General features: G+C 59.2%; 16 protein-coding genes. 1 reads left to right on the plus strand and 15 read right to left on the minus strand.

The genetic code is table 11. The annotated features are described in order from the left end of the window. Positions 1 to 7: 7 nt before the first annotated feature. The 14 genes from trmFO to QZ177_RS08895 all read right to left on the minus strand — a co-directional run bounded on the left by trmFO (position 8) and on the right by QZ177_RS08895 (position 15,735). The gene (gene trmFO, locus QZ177_RS08830; protein ID WP_294176948.1) at positions 8 to 1,321 is read right to left on the minus strand and encodes a methylenetetrahydrofolate--tRNA-(uracil(54)-C(5))-methyltransferase (FADH(2)-oxidizing) TrmFO; all 1,314 of its coding nucleotides are present in this window, start codon (positions 1,319 to 1,321) and stop codon (positions 8 to 10) included. After that, entirely contained in the window at positions 1,318 to 3,798 is a 2,481-nt protein-coding gene (gene topA, locus QZ177_RS08835) for a type I DNA topoisomerase (protein ID WP_294176950.1), read from the minus strand. The genes trmFO and topA overlap by 4 nt, the downstream gene beginning before the upstream one ends. Positions 3,799 to 3,826: 28 nt before the next feature. Beyond that, positions 3,827 to 4,921, minus strand: a complete 1,095-nt coding sequence (gene dprA / locus QZ177_RS08840) for a DNA-processing protein DprA (RefSeq protein WP_294176954.1) — start codon at positions 4,919 to 4,921, stop codon at positions 3,827 to 3,829. A gap of 61 nt (positions 4,922 to 4,982) precedes the next feature. Further along, on the minus strand, positions 4,983 to 5,345 hold the full coding sequence (gene folB, locus QZ177_RS08845) for a dihydroneopterin aldolase (protein WP_009644917.1): 363 nt from the start codon (positions 5,343 to 5,345) through the stop codon (positions 4,983 to 4,985). 25 nt (positions 5,346 to 5,370) lie between these two features. After that, complete coding sequence (locus QZ177_RS08850; protein ID WP_294176956.1) at positions 5,371 to 5,736, minus strand: dihydropteroate synthase; 366 nt, start codon at positions 5,734 to 5,736, stop codon at positions 5,371 to 5,373. A gap of 255 nt (positions 5,737 to 5,991) precedes the next feature. Continuing rightward, positions 5,992 to 8,502, minus strand: coding sequence for an excinuclease ABC subunit UvrA (locus QZ177_RS08855; protein WP_294176957.1), 2,511 nt, complete (start codon positions 8,500 to 8,502; stop codon positions 5,992 to 5,994). Positions 8,503 to 8,528: 26 nt separating this feature from the next. Then, on the minus strand, positions 8,529 to 9,353 hold the full coding sequence (locus QZ177_RS08860; RefSeq protein WP_294176959.1) for a hypothetical protein: 825 nt from the start codon (positions 9,351 to 9,353) through the stop codon (positions 8,529 to 8,531). A 207-nt stretch (positions 9,354 to 9,560) separates the two neighbouring features. Further along, complete coding sequence (locus QZ177_RS08865; RefSeq protein ID WP_294176960.1) at positions 9,561 to 10,130, minus strand: aminodeoxychorismate/anthranilate synthase component II; 570 nt, start codon at positions 10,128 to 10,130, stop codon at positions 9,561 to 9,563. Beyond that, complete coding sequence (gene trpE, locus QZ177_RS08870; protein ID WP_294176962.1) at positions 10,114 to 11,613, minus strand: anthranilate synthase component I; 1,500 nt, start codon at positions 11,611 to 11,613, stop codon at positions 10,114 to 10,116. The genes QZ177_RS08865 and trpE overlap by 17 nt, the downstream gene beginning before the upstream one ends. A gap of 13 nt (positions 11,614 to 11,626) precedes the next feature. Further along, on the minus strand, positions 11,627 to 12,424 hold the full coding sequence (trpA, locus tag QZ177_RS08875; RefSeq protein ID WP_294176964.1) for a tryptophan synthase subunit alpha: 798 nt from the start codon (positions 12,422 to 12,424) through the stop codon (positions 11,627 to 11,629). Continuing rightward, entirely contained in the window at positions 12,421 to 13,605 is a 1,185-nt protein-coding gene (gene trpB, locus QZ177_RS08880; RefSeq protein ID WP_294176966.1) for a tryptophan synthase subunit beta, read from the minus strand. Before trpB ends, trpA begins: the two co-directional genes overlap by 4 nt. Before the next feature lie 62 nt (positions 13,606 to 13,667). Beyond that, positions 13,668 to 14,468 (minus strand): indole-3-glycerol phosphate synthase TrpC, encoded by an 801-nt coding sequence (gene trpC / locus QZ177_RS08885; RefSeq protein ID WP_294176968.1) that lies wholly within the window; start codon positions 14,466 to 14,468, stop codon positions 13,668 to 13,670. After that, positions 14,465 to 15,085, minus strand: a complete 621-nt coding sequence (locus QZ177_RS08890; protein WP_294176970.1) for a phosphoribosylanthranilate isomerase — start codon at positions 15,083 to 15,085, stop codon at positions 14,465 to 14,467. Before QZ177_RS08890 ends, trpC begins: the two co-directional genes overlap by 4 nt. A gap of 467 nt (positions 15,086 to 15,552) precedes the next feature. Beyond that, positions 15,553 to 15,735 carry a hypothetical protein gene (locus tag QZ177_RS08895; RefSeq protein ID WP_294176972.1) on the minus strand — a complete coding sequence of 61 codons (183 nt, stop codon included), beginning with the start codon at positions 15,733 to 15,735 and terminating at the stop codon, positions 15,553 to 15,555. A 244-nt stretch (positions 15,736 to 15,979) separates the two neighbouring features. On the opposite strand from QZ177_RS08895, the gene QZ177_RS08900 reads away from it, so the two are divergent. Then, the gene (locus tag QZ177_RS08900) at positions 15,980 to 16,480 is read left to right on the plus strand and encodes a methylated-DNA--[protein]-cysteine S-methyltransferase (RefSeq protein WP_294176975.1); all 501 of its coding nucleotides are present in this window, start codon (positions 15,980 to 15,982) and stop codon (positions 16,478 to 16,480) included. Positions 16,481 to 16,776: 296 nt separating this feature from the next. Here the strand turns inward: QZ177_RS08900 and QZ177_RS08905 are convergent, their stop codons facing one another. After that, on the minus strand, positions 16,777 to 16,968 hold the full coding sequence (locus tag QZ177_RS08905; RefSeq protein ID WP_294176977.1) for an antitoxin VbhA family protein: 192 nt from the start codon (positions 16,966 to 16,968) through the stop codon (positions 16,777 to 16,779). Between the last annotated feature and the right edge of the window lie 178 nt (positions 16,969 to 17,146).

The raw sequence follows: 17,146 nt of genomic DNA on the forward strand, positions 1-17,146 counted from the left end.
TGTCCTCCTACTCCATCTCGCCGCGAAAATCTTCAAGCGCGCAAAGCGCACGCTCGGCGAGCATTTCCTTCTTGCGCTTCTTGTCGCGGATGCGTCCCTCCAAGGGCGGCAGCAGCCCAAAGTTGACGTTCATCGGCTGGAAGTGACGCGAATCCGCCTCCGTGATGTAGGCAGCGAGCGCGCCGTGGCACGTCTCGCGCGGGAACACGAGCGGCCTCTGCCCTTTTGCGAGCCGCGCGGCATTGATTCCTGCGACAAGACCCGAGGCCGCTGACTCGACGTAGCCCTCGACGCCCGTCATCTGTCCGGCGAAGAGAAGCTCCGCTTCCTTCTTGAGCTGATACGTCGGCGCGAGAAGGCGCGGTGAGTCGATGTATGTGTTGCGGTGCATGACGCCGTAGCGCATGAACTCGGCATTTTCCAGTCCCGGGATCATGCAGAAGACGCGCCGCTGCTCGCCCCATTTCAAATGCGTCTGAAAGCCCACGATGTTGTAGAGCGTGCCCGCCGCATTGTCCTGGCGAAGCTGCACGACGGCATGCGGGCGCACGCCCGTCTTCGGGTCTTCGAGGCCGACGGGCTTCAAAGGGCCGAAGAGCAACGTGCTTTCCCCGCGCGAAGCCATGACCTCGACGGGCATGCAGCCCTCGAAGAACACGGGCTTTTCAAAGCTGTGCAGCTCCGCTGTTTCCGCCGTCGTCAGCGCCTGCCAGAAGGCGCGGTACTCCTCTTCTGTCATCGGACAGTTAATGTAGGCAGGCTCGCCCTTGCCGTAGCGCGAAGCGCGATAGGCCTTCGTCATATCGATGGATTCGAGCATCACGATGGGAGCCGCCGCATCGTAAAAGTAAAAGGATGCATCGCCCATCATCTCGCGCAGGCAGGCGGCGAGCGCACCGTCGGTCAGAGGGCCGGACGCCACGATGGTCACGGCGTCCTCTTCTCGCGGAATCGTCTCGACGCGCATCCGCACGACTTCGACGCGCGGGTGCGCCGTGAGCTTCTCGGTGATAAAGCGCGAGAAGCCCTCGCGGTCGACGGCGAGCGCACCGCCCGCCGGCACGCGAGTCGCGTCCGCCGCTGCCATGACGAGAGAGCCGAGGCGGCGCATCTCCTCCTTGAGGACGCCGACGGCGTTCTCAAGACCCGCGCCGCGCAGAGAATTGCTGCAGACGAGCTCGGCGAAGTCCGCCGTCTTGTGCGCGGGACTTGAGGCGGCAGGGCGCATCTCATAGAGCGTGACATGAGCGCCGCTCTCGGCCGCCTGCCACGCGGCTTCGCTGCCCGCAAGCCCCGCGCCCACGACAATGACCTTCTTCACTTTGTTGCCTCCGCTTCCGCCGCCTTTTCCGCCGCTGCAGCTTCCTTCGCCTTCTTCGCTTCCAAGCGTGCGCGGCTCTTCTCAATCTCCTTGTTGATCGGGTGATCGATGCGCGTCTTGCATTCCTCGTTGCTGCAGTAGGGCAGGATTCTTCCGTTCTTGTAGCGATGGCGCATCATGAAAGCGCCGCATTCCGGGCACTTTTCCGTCAATGGCTGATCCCATGTCACATAGTCGCACGCGGGATAATTTTCGCAGCCGTAGAACGCCTGCCCGCGCCTTGAGCGGCGCTCGACGATCCTGCCGCCGCACTTGGGGCACGGCACGCCCGTATCTTTCAAAAGCGGCTTCGTGTTGCGGCAGTCGGGAAAGCCCGGGCACGCGAGGAACTTGCCGTAGCGTCCCTGCTTGACAACCATGTTCCTGCCGCACTTCTCGCAGATGACGTCGGAAACCTCTTCGGGGATCTCGACCTCGCCGATCGCCTCGTCCGCCTCTTCGAGCGTCTTTTCAAACGGCTCGTAAAAGCCGCGCAGAAGGTCGTTCTTGTCCACCTTTCCCTCGGCGATTTCGTCAAGCTCGTTTTCCAGCCCCGCCGTGAACTGCACGTCGACGATGTCCTTGAAATGTTCTTCGAGCATGTCGTTGACGAGGAAGCCGAGGTCCGTCGGCTGGAAATGCTTGTCCTGGCGCACGACGTAGCCGCGCGCCAAAATCGTCTCGATGATCGGCGCATAGGTGCTCGGACGGCCGATGTCCTCTTCCTCAAGCGTCTTGACGAGCGACGCCTCATTGTATCGCGGCGGCGGTTCCGTGAAGTGCTGCTCGGGCAGGAGATCCAAGAGGGAAAGCGCTTCCCCTGCCGCAAGTTCGGGCAGGAGCACGTCCTTTTCCTTCTTGTTGTCGGCATAGACGGCGAGGAAGCCCGGGAACTTCAGCGTCGAGCCGGAAGCGCGCGCGATGTAGCGCTCGCCTGCCGCCACGCTGACGCTCACCGTATCGAAGACGGCGGGCGTCATTTGGCTCGCGACGAAGCGCTGCCAGATCAGGGTGTAGAGGCGAAGCTGCTCACGCGACAAATATTTTTCCATAAGCTCGGGCGTGTTCTCGACACTCGTCGGCCGAATCGCCTCGTGCGCGTCCTGCGCCTTCTTGCCCGCCGCATAAATATTGGGCTTTTCGGGCAGGTAAGCCGCGCCGAACGACGTGCCGATGTAGCCGCGCACCTCATCGAGCGCGAGGTCGGAAAGACGCGTCGAATCCGTGCGCATGTAGGTGATGAGACCGACGGGGCCGCGCCGGCCAAGTTCGACGCCCTCATAGAGCTGCTGGGCGATCATCATCGTGCGGCGCGACGTGAAGCCGAGCTTCCTCGATGCGTCCTGCTGCATGCTGCTCGTCGTAAAGGGCGCGACAGGATTGCGCCGGCGCTCGCGCTTCTTGACCTCCTTGACCGAAAAGCTCTGCTTCGCCATGTCCTTGACGAGCGCTGACGTTTCTTCTTTCGAGTGCAGCGCGAGCTTCTTGCCGTCGACGGTCGCGAGTTCAGCGGCAAACTGTGCGCCGCGCCCCTTCTTGAGCTTCATGCCGACCGTCCAGTATTCCTCAGGCACGAACGCCTGAATCTCCTTCTCGCGGTCGCATATAAGTTTGACCGTCACCGACTGTACGCGGCCAGCGGAAAGCCCCTTCTTGATCTTGCGCCAGAGGAGCGGGCTGAGCTTGTAGCCGACGATGCGGTCGAGCATGCGGCGCGCCTGCTGCGCGTCCACGCGGTCGAGGTTGATCGGGTACGGCTCCTTGACCGCCGCCTGTATGGCGGGCTTCGTAATCTCGTTGAAGACGATGCGGCAATTCTCGTTCGGGTCGATGCCCAGAATGTGCGCGAGATGCCAAGCGATCGCCTCGCCTTCGCGGTCAGGATCGCTTGCCAGATATATCTTGGCGGCGCGCTTCGCATCCTTCTTCAGCGCCTTGATGAGATCGCCCTTACCACGAATGTTGATGTACTTCGGCGCAAAGTCGTTCTCGACATCGATGCCGAACTGGCTCTTCGGAAGATCGCGCAGATGCCCCATGGACGCTCGCACCATGTATTTCTTGCCGAGATACTTCTCGATCGTCTTCGCCTTCGCCGGCGACTCGACGACGACCAAGGTCTGCGGAGCTTCCTTCTTCGCTGCAGTCTTCTTCGCCGCGGTCTTCTTTACGGCAGTCTTCTTCAGCGCTGACTTTTTTGCGGCAGGCTTCTTCTCAGCGGCAGATGCCGTCGCGGCGGAATCCTTCGCAGCGGATTTCTTGGTCGCCGTCTTCTTCGCCGAAGCCTTTTTTACGGCAGACTTCTTCGCCGCCGGCTTTTCCACGGCGGCTGTCTTCGCCGCGCCCTTTCCAGCGGCTCTCTTCCCTTCTTTTTTCTCCGCTTGCCCTGCGACTTCCCTATTCTTCTCTTGCGGCGTCTTTTTCTGCGCTGTCGGCAAGATCGCCCCTCCTCAACTACTTAGATACTCAAACACTCTTCCCCTTGGCGCTGCGGATGTACGTGCGCATGGGCGTCTCCTCGACAAGTCCCTTGACGCGCAGCCCCAGCAAGAGGAATGCGACGTTCGCGGCCTTGCCCTGCAGGCGGCAGATCAGCTCGTCGAGAGAAAGCGCCGCCTCACGCGAAAGGAGCGCGTAGACCGTCGCTTCCTCCTCCGTCAATTCCTGCGAAGGCGATGCGTTCGTTCGCGGCGCGTCGTCCTCGTACTCAGCGGCAACGTCCGCCGCTGAGACGACAAGCCGCGCCCCCTGCTGAATCAGACGATGGCAGCCACGGCTCGTCGCCGAGTAGATGCTGCCGGGCACGGCAAAGACGTCGCGCCCCTCGCTCAGGGCGAACTCCGCCGTGATCAAAGAGCCGCTCCGCTCCGCCGCCTCGACGACGATTGTGCCATGCGCGATGCCGCTGATGATGCGGTTCCGCGCGGGGAAAAAGGCCGCGAGCGGCGCCGTGCCCGGCGCATACTCGGAAATGACCGCACCCTTCTCGGCAATCTCCGCCAGAAGCCGCGCATTCTCGCGCGGATAGGCGACATCGACACCGCAGCCGAGCACGGCGACCGTCTCGCCCGCCTGCAAAGCGCCCTTGTGCGAGGCCGTGTCGATGCCGCGCGCCGCGCCGCTCACGACGACAAAACCGCGCTCGGCAAGACCGAGCGCGATGTCCTCCGCCGCCCCCTTGCCATAGGCGCTCGCGTGCCGTGCGCCGACCATGGCGACGGCGGGATGCTTCAGGCAATCGAGCGAGCCGCGGCAAAAGAGTGTCTGCGGCGGATTGTAGATTTCCTTCAACAGAGCGGGATATGCCTCATCTGACGGAACGAAGAGCGAGATGCCGCCCTTTTCGCACGCAGCCGCAATCTCCTCGGGCAGAGCTTCGTTCCTGCGGCAAAAATCATGCAGCGCCGCCGCACGCTCGGGCGAAAGATGCGCTGCACGAAGCGCCTCGGCGCGCGCGTGCCACGCGTCCTGCGCCGACCCAAAAACGCGCACGAGGGAGGCCGCCACACGACTCCCCACGCCCGGAGCACGGCAAAGCGCCGCGAGGAAGAATCGCTCCATGAAGTCACTCCTCTCCACCTCTTTGCACCTTCATGTGTCACGTGAATCCCGCGAATGATGCTTACGCCCTGCGCGTGACCTCGACCTCGACGTAATCCAACGGGCCATGGATGAGCACGGCATGCTTGCGCACGCGTGTCGTAACCTCAACGACCTGCGGGAACTTCTTCAAGATGCAGTCACCCGTCTTCGCCGCAAGAGTCATCAAGAGGTTGACCTTCGTCTCCTCCACAGTGTCCTCGATCAGAGGATAGACCGCCGCTGCATCAATCGCACCGTCTTCGATCCGATCCGTATCACAGGCCTTGTCGTCGCGCGTCACCATCTCGACATCGACGTTAAGCTTCGCGCCCTGCTCCTTCTCATATTCATAAACGCCCTGAAAGCCATAAAACATCATGTTCATCATTCTGATCTTTGCCATGAAAATCCTCTCCTTCTCCCACGTTTTACATCTCCAAAAGCGCCAGGATATCGCGCGCCAAGACCTCAAGCCCCCACGGCTGACGCAGAAGCACGGCGGCGGCCGCACGGTACTGCGCGAGCGTCGCGAAGAGCAGTACATCCGTGCGCTCCTCGCTGAGGTCGACGGCATGGCGCGATACGGCGGCGTCCGCCCCCTTCGACAGGAACGTCTGCTTGACGACGTTCGCCGCCTTCGTCGGCATGTCATGCACGCGGATCACGCAGAAGACAGCCTTGTCACGCATGATCGCGACGCCCGCTTCCGTGCAGCCGATCTCGCGCATGGCCGCCGCCGCCGTCTCCCTGCCCCAAGGCTCCATGCGCTCAAGCGCAAAACCTTTCCGCTCCACGAAATCCCCCCTTGCGCTTCATTTCCTCTCATTGTATCATAAAGAGAACGGAAAAGGTATGAAAAATTTGCAAACTAGCGACAAACGGGGTGAACTCCATGAGCGACGTCTTCCTGCTCTTCCTCATCTTCCTCATGCTTGCATATACATTCTGGGACGAGCTTTTCACACGGTAATCATGCAGGGCGGGTCTGTGCGCACAATGAAGTGCGCACAGACCCGCCCTGCCGTTTTCATGAGAATCACCCGATACATTCAAAGATACCGCCCCGTGACACTCTGCGGCTCCCTGTGGATGTCCTCGTGCGTGCCGCAGGCGACAATCTCGCCCCCTGCATCCCCGCCGCCCGGCCCCATGTCGAGGATGTAGTCGGCGTTTCGGATGACATCGAGGTCATGCTCGATGACGATGACGGTCGCGCCGCTCGCCAAGAGTGTCTGAAATACGCCGAGCAGCGTCTCTACATCGAGCGGATGCAGACCGATCGTCGGCTCGTCGAAGACAAATACGGAGCCCTCCTGTCCTCTTCCCATATCACTCGCGAGCTTCAATCGCTGCGCCTCGCCGCCCGACAGCCCCGGCGTCGCCTCGCCGAGCGTCAGATAGCCGAGACCGAGATCGTGCAGGATCTGAAGCCGCCGCTGCACCGCCTTCAAATCGCCGCAAAGTTCCAACGCCTCATCGACACTCAGCGACATCAGCTCGGGCAGAGAGCAGACCTGCTGCCCCTTGCGCGGCACGCGAAGAATATCGGCCGCTTCCTTGCGGTAGCGCGAACCGCCGCAGTCGGGGCAGTCGATTGTGACATCGGGCAAAAATTGGACATCGAGGCTGATCGAGCCCGTGCCGTCACACGTCGGGCAGCGAAGTTTCCCCGTATTGTAGGAAAAATCCCCCGCCTTATAGCCATGCGCCTTCGCCGATTCCGTGCGCGCATAAATTTTTCGCAGCTCGTCGTGCACATTCGCGTAGGTGGCGACGGTAGATCGCACGTTGGCGCCGATCGGCACAGCGTCGATCAGCCGCACCTGCCGCACGCCGTCGGCGGCGATTTCTCGAACGTGCGCGGGAAGCGCCGCGCCGTTGATCTGCGCTTCGAGCGCCGGAATGAGGCTTTCAAGGATCAGCGTCGTCTTGCCCGAGCCGGAAACGCCGGTCACGACGCTCAGTCGTCCCAGTGGAAACACGGCGTGAAGAGGCTTCACCGTATGGATCTGCTCCGTTTTGAGCTCGATCCTGCCATGCCGGAACATACCCTCAGCCGGCGCAGGCGTATGGACGCGCACCTTTTTTCTGCCGGACAGAAAGGCGCCGATGCGCGAGTTCTCGTTCTTTTCCAGCTCCGCGAGCGTCCCCTGCGCGATGATCGTGCCGCCGCCCGCTCCCGCCTCCGGCCCCATCTCAATGAAGTGATCGGCGCTCTTCAAGATCTGCACGTCATGATCGACGAGAATGATGGAATTCCCGTCAGCCATGAGTTCCTGCATGACATGCAGCAGGCCTTCGATGTTCGACGGATGAAGTCCTATGGACGGTTCATCGAGAACGTAGAGCACGCCCGTCGTCCGATTGCGCACGGCGCGCGCGAGCTGCATGCGCTGCCGCTCTCCCGTCGAGAGCGTCGACGCCGCGCGATCGAGCGCAAGGTAGCCGAGACCGAGCTCCATGAGGCGCGCCGCCGTATGCCGGAACGTCTCGCAGATGCTTTGCGCCATCGGAACCATATCCTGCGGCATCGTCCGGGGAACATCCGCAACCCACGCTGCAAGCTCCATCAGCGTCATGCGACAAACATCCGGCAGGGAAAGTCCCGCGAGGTGCGGCGCACGCGCTGCATCCGAGAGGCGCGTACCGTGACACGACGGGCAGATCTCCTGGCGCAGGAATTTTTCCACGCGCTTCATGCCCTTTTCATCCTTGACCTTCGCGAGCGCATTTTCTACGGTATAAATCGCGTTGAAATAGGTGAATTCCATCTCTCCCGCCGCACCAGTCTTTTTGAGCTGATAGACCATATGCACCTTGTCGGGCGACCCGTGAAAGACGATGTCCCTCTCTTTCGCGGTAAGCTCGCGGAACGGCACGTCCGTCCGCACGCCCAACTTCTGCGCAATCTCCTTCATCAGCGACCACATGAGCGTCTGCCACGGCAGCACCGCGCCCTCGTCGATCGAGAGCGATTCGTCGGGCACGAGCGTCGACTCATCGACGACGCGCACGATTCCCGTACCGTCGCACGCCTCACAGGCGCCGCCGCTGTTGAACGCCAGCTCCTCCGCACCTGGCGCGTAGAAATGCACGCCGCACGTCGGGCAAGTGATCTCCTGCTCCGCTGCGACCCTGCGCGTCGGCGGCACATAGTGACCGTTCGGGCAGCGATGGCTCGCCAGACGCGAGAACATCAGCCGCACGACGTTCAGCAGCTCCGTCGCGGTGCCGAACGTGCTGCGCATCCCGGGCACGCCCGGGCGCTGATGCAGCGCGAGCGCCGCCGGAATATAGCGCACCTCGTCGACACGCGCCTTCTCCGCCTGTGTCATGCGCCGCCTCGTGTACGTCGACAACGCTTCCAGATACCGCCGCGACCCTTCGGCGTAGAGCACGCCGAGCGCGAGAGAGGACTTGCCCGATCCCGAAACGCCCGCAATGCCGACGATTTTATGCAGCGGAATGTCGACGGATATATTCTTCAAATTGTGCACGCGCGCCCCTCGGACTTCGATCGCCAATGGAGCCGCCCGGCTTTCGCTTCGTTCTTTTGTCATTTCGTCTCCCATCTTGCCGGCCTCGGCTACTTTCTCCTTCCTGCAACATCTTCCCGTTCCTCGCAGATGGGATTCGCGGCAAAAAGCCGATTCACCCGCTCGCTGAATAGATCTTTGATTTCCTCGAACGAATGATGTCGGAAGTAACTGGGGGACAGATCTCTCAACGCTTTTCTCTTGATTTCACGGAATTTTTGGCGATTCCTGTACAAAAAATCCGCCGCACAGTTGACCTCATAATAGGTTTCGTATTTTGTTCTCTCGGTGAATTGCATGCCGCTGTAACAAGAATCCCATTTTATGTTGTATCGGTTTATCAGATATTTCTTGCAAATCAGTTCATGCCAGATTTCACTGCCGACAACAGACATATCAATGACCATCGTGCTTTTTCCGGGATGATTCCCGTCACATGACCCTCCGGTGAAAATGCAACAGGCAGATATGGCTTTGATGTAACGGGCGATGAAGCTATCGAGGCATGATACGCCGACTTTCCATGCATGCTCCCAGCGTTGGAAGTACTGCCAGTTATAGCCATTGCACCACGACTCCCCTCCATACGGAGGACGAGCGTCGAACAGATCTTCAAAGGCGGCAACGTTCAAGTCAGACGAAGGGACGATCTCGCTTCCGCAAAGACTGCCGCATTCGGATTCAGCCAACAGCCTATTCAAATAACGGGCATCATCCATATACCTTTCATCATGTAAGCAGGAATTATCACTGAGGCATGGTTTGCCATCTATGATTTCCACTAAAAAACCGCGGGCTTTGATCAATGCGATCAAATAATCCTGTTCACTTTTACAGCTTTGCCGTATTCTTGCAAAAAAGTCCGCTCTATTCACGATACCCTCTCCCTATATAATCTTAGATCCGCTTACCCGTCTCTACGTTGATTCATTGCCGTTTCCACGCCGGCTCTGTTGTCCTTGGAATATGCAAAGATTGAAATCTTAAGTTTATTATAAGATATTCACAAACAATGTCAACATAAAGCAAAACAGCGATTTGCATGAATACGGCAAATCGCTGTTTCTTCTCAACCCTTCTCCTCAGGCCAATCCTTGCAGGAAGTTCCGCATGATCTTCTCGCCGTCGGGCGTCAGGATGGACTCGGGATGGAACTGGATGCCCTCGATGGCGTACTCCTTGTGGCGCACGCCCATGATTGTGCCGTCTTCCAGCTCGGCGGTGACGGCGAGGCAGTCGGGCAGGGATTCGCGCTCGATGATGAGCGAGTGGTAGCGGCCTACTGCCGCTTTCTCGGGCAGTCCTGCGTAAAGACCCTGCCCGTCGTGGCGAATCGGCGAAGGCTTGCCGTGCACGATCTCCTTGGCGCGCACGATGCGACCGCCGAAGACTTCGCCAATTGCCTGATGCCCGAGGCAGATGCCGAGGAGCGGCACCTTGCCCTTCGCCGCTTCGATCAGCGCTTCAAGATTGCCCGCATCCTTCGGCAGCCCCGGCCCCGGCGAGAGGATCACGGCTTCGTAGTGCGCCGCCAACACGTCCTCGGGCGTCACGTCATCGTTGCGCACGACCTCAACCTCTGCGCCGAGGGAAGCGAGAAGCTGGTAGATATTGTAAGTAAATGAATCGTAGTTGTCAAAAAGCAACAACATCGTTTTCCACCTCCTCGACAACTTCAAACAGCGCCCGCGCCTTCTGCAGAATCTCCCGATATTCGTTTTCGGGCACGGAATCCGCGACGATGCCCGCCCCCGCTTGGATCACGGCGGTTTCGTCGTTTTCAATGCGCATCGTGCGCAAGGTGATGCACATGTCCATATTGCCGTAAAAGTCCATATAGCCGACCGTGCCCGCATACGTGTCGCGCTTTACAGGCTCAAGCTCACGGATGATCTCCATGGCGCGCAGCTTCGGCGCACCGCTGACCGTGCCTGCGGGAAATGCCGCCGCCAAGACGTCCAGAGGGCGGCATTCCTTCTTGAGCCGCCCGACGACCTCGGAGACCATGTGGAGCACATGGCTGAACTTCTCGATCTTCTTGAGCTTCGTCACGCGCACGCTGCCCGCCTCGCTGATGCGCCCGATGTCGTTGCGCGCGAGGTCGACGAGCATCGCGTGCTCGGCACACTCCTTCGCGTCCGCCTTGAGCTCGGCAGCGAGCGCCGCGTCCTCCTCGTCGTTCCTGCCGCGCCGGCGCGTGCCCGCGATCGGATAGGTGAAGATCTTGTCGCCCGCCACCTTCACGAGCATCTCGGGCGAAGCGCCGACGAGCTTGACGCTGCCGAAGTTCAGATAGAACATGTAGGGCGACGGATTGACCTGTCGCAGGCGGCGATAGAAGTGGAAGCTCGGCTTCGTGATCTTCTCGCGGAACTGGCGCGACGGCACGACTTGGAAGATGTCGCCGGCGAAGATATGCTCCTTCGCCTTTTCGACGGCGGCAATAAAGTCACCGGAATCGTTTTCATACTTCGCGAGGAAGTCGAGCGGCTTCCTTCGCTTCGCAGCCGTTTTGGCGGCAGGCGCGACGGGCGCGCGCAGCCGTTCTGCGATCGTTTCCATCTTCCGCGCCGCCTCTTCGTACGCGGCATCCGCCGTTTCCTCCGTAACGCGCGCGAGATGGATGAGCCGCGCCGTATTTTTCAAGGCGTCGAAGACCACCAGGTGACGGCAGACCATGAACTGTCCGAGAAGTTCATCTTCGCCGAGCGTCATTGTGCGCACGCGGTCGAAGGTCGCGGCGATTTCATAGTTCAGATAGCCGACCATACCGCCGTTCGCCAGCGGCAGCTCCTCGTCCTCCACCGCAGGTCGGAAGCCTTCCATGTATTTTTTGAGCGTTTCCTGCGGCGTGCCGTCGAGGCATTTCATCAAATCGTTTTCGCGGATCATCAGGCGATTCTTGAAAACCTGCAGGCGAATGAACGGCTCGGCGCCGATGAACGAATAGCGCCCGAACTGCTGATGCGTCGTGTCGACGGATTCGAGGATGAAGCCCTCCGCCTCACCGACGAGCTTGCAAAAGACGGAGACGGGCGTATCGAGATCCATGGAGAGCTCCGCCGTGACGGCGATAAGATTCGCCGCCTTTGCCAATTCCTTAAAACGCGCCAACGATGGCTGCAAAGTCATCATTTTCTGCACCCCCTCAGCCATGATATGCCGCATCGAGAGCTTTGCGCATCGCCGCGATCAGCTCCGCCGCCTCGTCCCGCCTGTCCGCGAGCAGGAGCTTGACGACGGCGCTGCCCACGATGACGGCGTCGGCTTCCGCCGCCGCTTCGACAGCCGCCTCGGGCGAGCCGATGCCGAAGCCGACCGCCAGCGGCGTCTTCGTATAGGCGCGCGCTCCCTTGACGATCTTGCCGATCCGGCTGTAGTCGACCTTCTTGACGCCCGTGACGCCGTTGTTGGACACGCAGTAGATGAAGCCTGCAGCGCTCGCGCACGTCTCCTGCATGCGCTCGGGCGTCGTGCCCGGCGTGATGAACTCCATCAAGGGAAAGTCGTGCGCCGCGCAAATTTCGCGCATCTCACCCGACTCCTCGTGCGGCACATCGGGGATGATGACGCCGTCCATGCCCGCCGCCTTAAAATCCTCAACGAAACGGGGGAAGCCGTAGTGCAGCATGTTGTTGACGTAGCCCATGCCCACGAGCGGCATCTCGGAGAAACGGCGAATCGCCTGCACGATTTCACGCACTTTCGCGAGCGTCATGCCTCCCTTCAAAGCGGCGACGGAAGCCGTCTGGATGACAGGACCGTCCGCCATCGGGTCGGAAAACGGCAGCCCGAGCTCTATGACGTCGGCGCCCGCCTCTTCTGCACGGCGCACCGCATCGATCGTGCCTTCCGCATCGGGCATGCCCGCCGTCAGATAGATGATGAGTCCTTTCCTGCCCTTTTCTTTCAGACCGTTCAATACATGATTCAAACGCGTGCTCATTCGCTTTCCCTCCCCAATGCTTTTGCGACCATCTGCACATCTTTGTCGCCGCGCCCCGAGAGGCAGACGACGACGACCTCATTCTCCTTCGTCCCAGGCATCAGTTTCTCAAGATACGCGAGCGCATGGGAGCTTTCCATGGCGGGCACGATGCCTTCCAGGCGGCAAAGCCGCTGAAACGCCGCGAGCGCCTCCTCGTCCGTGACCGAAATGTACTCCACGATGCCTTGATCCTTGAAGTAGGAATGCTCGGGGCCGACGCCCGGATAATCGAGCCCTGCGGAAATAGAATACGCCTCGATGACCTGTCCGTCCGCGTCCTGCAGCAGGTAGCTGTAAGCGCCGTGCAGGACGCCCGGCTCGCCGGCGCCGCTCAAGGTGCGCGCGTTGTCGACGGGAGCCTCGCCGCGCCCGCCGGCCTCGACGCCGTACTTCTTGACGGAGGCCTCGTCCTTGAAATCATAGAACGTGCCGATGGCGTTGCTGCCGCCGCCGACGCAGGCAACGAGCGCATCGGGAAGCTGTCCGCACGCCTCCTTGACCTGTGCGCGGATCTCCTCGCCGATCATCTTCTGGAAGTCACGCACCATGCTCGGGTACGGGTGCGGCCCGACCGCCGAGCCGATGATGTAGTAGGTGTCCGTGATATTCGTCGCCCAATAGCGGATCGCCTCGCTCGTCGCGTCCTTGAGCGTACCCGTGCCGCTCGCGACGGGAATGACCTTCGCGCCCAGAAGTTCCATGCGAAAAACGTTGAGGCGCTGGCGCTTGACGTCCTCCTCCCCCATGAAAACATGGCACTCCATGCCGAAGAGCGCCGCGACCGTCGCCGAGGCGACGCCGTGCTGCCCTGCGCCCGTCTCAGCGACGATGCGCTTCTTGCCCATGCGCTTTGCGAGCAGCGCCTGCCCGAGCGCATTGTTGATCTTGTGTGCGCCCGTATGCAGAAGATCCTCGCGCTTGAGGAAGATGCGCGCCTTGCCGTAATGCTCGGTAAGCTTCTCGGCAAAGTACAATCGCGTCGGACGGCCTGCGTACTCTTGCAGATAGCGGCGGAACTCCGCTTGAAACTCCTCGTCCTCCCTGCATCTCGCATAGGCGGCTTCCAATTCCTGCAGCGCCGGCATGACGATTTCCGGCACATACTGACCGCCGTATGCCCCGAATCTTCCCTTCTTCATGTAAATCCCTCAACTTTCTTCTATAATCAATAGCAATAATTTCCTTTGCGCTTCTTCCCCGCTCAGGCGCTCTCCTGCGCCAGTGCACGCGGCTCTGCCAGATGACGCGTCATCTCCGCGACATCATCGGCACGCACGAGCCCCTCGCCCACGAGGATGCCGCCGCAGCCCGCCTCCTGCAGCCGACGCGCATCCTCGACGCTGAAAATGCCGCTCTCGCTGATCCATGTGCGGCTTTCCTCCGCCTTCGGCAGAAGCTCCAAGGTGTTCTCGATCGAGGTCGTGAACGTCTGCAAATTGCGGTTGTTGATGCCGATAAACTCGGCCGGCGTCGCAAGAGCAGCCTTCATGTCCTCCTCATCGTGCACCTCGACGAGCACATCGAGGCCGATCTCCCAAGCGCGGAACACATACTCCAGAAGCTGGGCGGGCGAGAGGATGCGCGCGATCAGGAGAACGGCGTCCGCACCGAGCATGCGCGCTTCGAAGATCTGGTACTCATCGATGATGAAATCCTTGCGCAGGAGCGGCAGATCGACGAGAGAACGCACGCGCACCAAGTCCTCGTTCGCGCCGAGGAAATGCGGATCGGTATGAACCGACAGCATCGAAGCGCCGTTCTCCGCGTAGATGCGCGCGAGCTCATCTACCGTATGCGTGCGGCACAGCCTTCCTTTGGCAGGCGACTGCAGCTTGCACTCGGCAATGAGATTCCAGTCGCGCGCCTGAAAGCGCTTCGTCATATAAAAGCCGCCGCAGCGCTCCCTCGCCCTCGTCTTGAGCTCGGCAAACGGCAGCCGCCGCTTCGCCTCCGCCACCAAGGCACGCTTCTTCTCCACGATTTCCGCTAAAATATCTTTCATTCCGGAATCCTCCGTTTCTGCACGACTGCCATAAATTCTCGTATCCTCTCGATGGATTTTCGCTTCTCGATCTCAAGACTGCCCGAAACATCGACACCGTAGGGGCGGAAAACCTCTTCTGCCTCCCGCACATTGCCGCTCGCAATGCCGCCCGCGACCAACAGGGGCTTTTCGAGACGCGCCGTTTCCTCCGCAGCCTCCCGCCAGCGAAAGCGCTGCCCCGTACCGCCGACAGCGTCTTTGGAAAAGCTGTCGAGCAGAATGATCTCCGCCGGATACTCGTTCGCCTTCTCCACCGAAAAGTCGTCGCCCCAGCGAAACGCCTTGATGACGGGACGGCAGACCGCACGCGCATAGGCGGCGCTCTCATGCCCGTGGAGCTGCACGAAGTCAAGACTGCAGAAATCTGCGGCGGCATTGACCTCGTCGAGCGGTGCATCGACAAATACCCCGACCGTCTTGGCGCGCTGCACATGCTTCGTCAGACCGCGCATCTCTTCCGGCAAAATATGGCGATGGCTCTTCTCGTAAAAGATAAAACCCAAAAAGTCCGCCCCCGCGTCCTCCGCCGCCAACACCGCCTCTTCTGTGCGCAAGCCGCAAATCTTGACCTTCATACCACTCACTCCTTCAAAAAAAATCGCCCCTTGCAGGAATCACAATCCTGCAAGGGGCGAAATATTTCGCGGTGCCACCCTTTTCAAGTCAAGTTCAGAAAGCAAAAAAGCCACTTCGCCGCCTCGGGACGAAATGGATTCGCAGCCACCCTGAAATTGACCTCTCATTTCGGGTACAGGAAAAACCGATACCCTAGCCCTCTAACGGTGGCAGCCGTTCCAGCCTACTCGGCACAGCCTTTCGGTGGACTCTCACAGGACCATTCACCATGCGCTTCCCGCCGATCATCACACCTCCCCGAAGGGTCATCGGCTCGCTGAAGGAAAGTTTACAAGGCTACTATTTCCTGCTCTACGCTTTACATATATACACTTGACGATTTGAAAATCGATATTGCCATTATAAAACAGAGCCGCCACTCTGTCAAGTGCTTTATCCCATTATTTTTCTATGAAACCCCAAGAGGTCAAGCCGAAGGCGCATCCTCCACACCGAGACTGGAGCGATCAAAGTGCCTCTCGCTCTCCAGGAGAAGCCCGAGACCTGTCACAATCCCTTTTTCTTGAAGGATGATCAGATCTTTGCTCGGATAATGTTGGCCACAAGCAAAAATTTCCTCACCTGCACGGTAAAAATGCTCCTCACTCAATTCCCATCTCCGCCTCGCTCTGCCCCGCAATGAGCAGCACGAGTGCGCATGAGATAAACAAAACAAATATATTCCTTCTATACAATATCATGATGCATAGTATTATTCAATAGAATTTCAGCAATATTCTGATGATATCCTCATCAAAATACAACTGGGATTCCTCTCATCTTTGCTTTATAATAATTAAAGGACATTGCGTCAAAACATCTAAAAATTTCACTATATGAAAGGAAGCATCTCCATGCAATACACAGAACATTACGACTCGCCATTCGGCTCCATGACCCTCGCCAGCGACGGCACGGCGCTCGTCGGCCTTTGGTTCGACGGGCAGAAATACTTCGCCGCTACGCTCGAAGAGGAGCACAAACAAAAAAGCCTCCCCATATTCCAAGAGACACGTCGCTGGCTCGAACTCTACTTCAGCGGAAAGAAGCCCGACTTTCTGCCGCCGCTCGCACCAAAAGCAACGCCGTTTCGTCAAAAAGTCTGGGACGTCTTGCTCTCGATTCCCTACGGTGAAACGATGACCTACGGCGCGATCGCCCGCCGCATCGGCATGAAAAAAGCCGCCCATGCCGTCGGCGGCGCCGTCGCACACAACCCCATCTCCGTCATCGTCCCCTGCCACCGCGTCGTCGGCACGAGCGGCAGTCTCACAGGCTACGCCGACGGCATCGACAAGAAGGTGCAGCTCTTGACGCTCGAAGGCGTAGATATGACGCAGTTCTTTATGCCGTAATCATTGACCACATGCAGTATGAACGCGCACGACAACGGTAAATAGCTTCCAGATTCTCTTTCCCATCCTCACGCTTCTCCAGTTCCAGTTTGAGCCGCCTTCCGATAAAGCTTATTTTCCCTCGGGCGGTCGCAGCCGCCAAGCGTATAGCATTCCGAGAGGAGATTTCTGCTCGATGAATCGCCCATCGACACCGACGCTCCTGCCGCCCGGAAGCGCCTCATTCGCTACATTCTGTTTGCTTCTTCAAATCAATATACCGTGTCACCACGAAATCTTTCTCATAAGCCAAGAGCTCATACAATTTTCGCCTCTTTTCGCCCTGCAAGCCTTTCCCGAAAAATCGCTCTTGCCTCCTCGGTCGTGATCTCAAGATTCGCAATATGGTCGAAAATCGCCAGTTCCTCCTCCGTAAACTTGAAACCTTCCAATTCATGCACCTTGATTGCCGAGTCCACGTTTTTCCTCATTTCTTCCTTAGATGCCATATCCATTCCCCCCATTCATACAATAAGACTACTTATATTATACTACTCAAACTCCGCACATCAAAAACATTCTACAGGCCTTGAAAATATTGACTTTATGTCAAAGAAAATACTCCCTTTATACACATTTTCGTAGTTTTTGCGACAACAGTCTGCTGGGCGAGTTTTCGCTGCTTGC

The organism is uncultured Selenomonas sp. (assembly GCA_905372355.1).
GTDB lineage: Bacteria > Bacillota > Negativicutes > Selenomonadales > Selenomonadaceae > Selenomonas.

Excerpts from the sequence above, each read along its gene's own strand:
- trpE (WP_294176962.1), bottom strand. The coding sequence starts at position 11,613 with ATGATGACTTTGCAGCCATCGTTGGCGCGTTTTAAGGAATTGGCAAAG.
- QZ177_RS08905 (WP_294176977.1), bottom strand. The coding sequence starts at position 16,968 with ATGGCATCTAAGGAAGAAATGAGGAAAAACGTGGACTCGGCAATCAAG.
- trpC (WP_294176968.1), bottom strand. The coding sequence starts at position 14,468 with ATGAAAGATATTTTAGCGGAAATCGTGGAGAAGAAGCGTGCCTTGGTG.
- QZ177_RS08900 (WP_294176975.1), top strand. The coding sequence starts at position 15,980 with ATGCAATACACAGAACATTACGACTCGCCATTCGGCTCCATGACCCTC.
- trpB (WP_294176966.1), bottom strand. The coding sequence starts at position 13,605 with ATGAAGAAGGGAAGATTCGGGGCATACGGCGGTCAGTATGTGCCGGAA.
- QZ177_RS08855 (WP_294176957.1), bottom strand. The coding sequence starts at position 8,502 with ATGACAAAAGAACGAAGCGAAAGCCGGGCGGCTCCATTGGCGATCGAA.
- dprA (WP_294176954.1), bottom strand. The coding sequence starts at position 4,921 with ATGGAGCGATTCTTCCTCGCGGCGCTTTGCCGTGCTCCGGGCGTGGGG.
- folB (WP_009644917.1), bottom strand. The coding sequence starts at position 5,345 with ATGGCAAAGATCAGAATGATGAACATGATGTTTTATGGCTTTCAGGGC.
- QZ177_RS08890 (WP_294176970.1), bottom strand. The coding sequence starts at position 15,085 with ATGAAGGTCAAGATTTGCGGCTTGCGCACAGAAGAGGCGGTGTTGGCG.
- QZ177_RS08865 (WP_294176960.1), bottom strand. The coding sequence starts at position 10,130 with ATGTTGTTGCTTTTTGACAACTACGATTCATTTACTTACAATATCTAC.
- trpA (WP_294176964.1), bottom strand. The coding sequence starts at position 12,424 with ATGAGCACGCGTTTGAATCATGTATTGAACGGTCTGAAAGAAAAGGGC.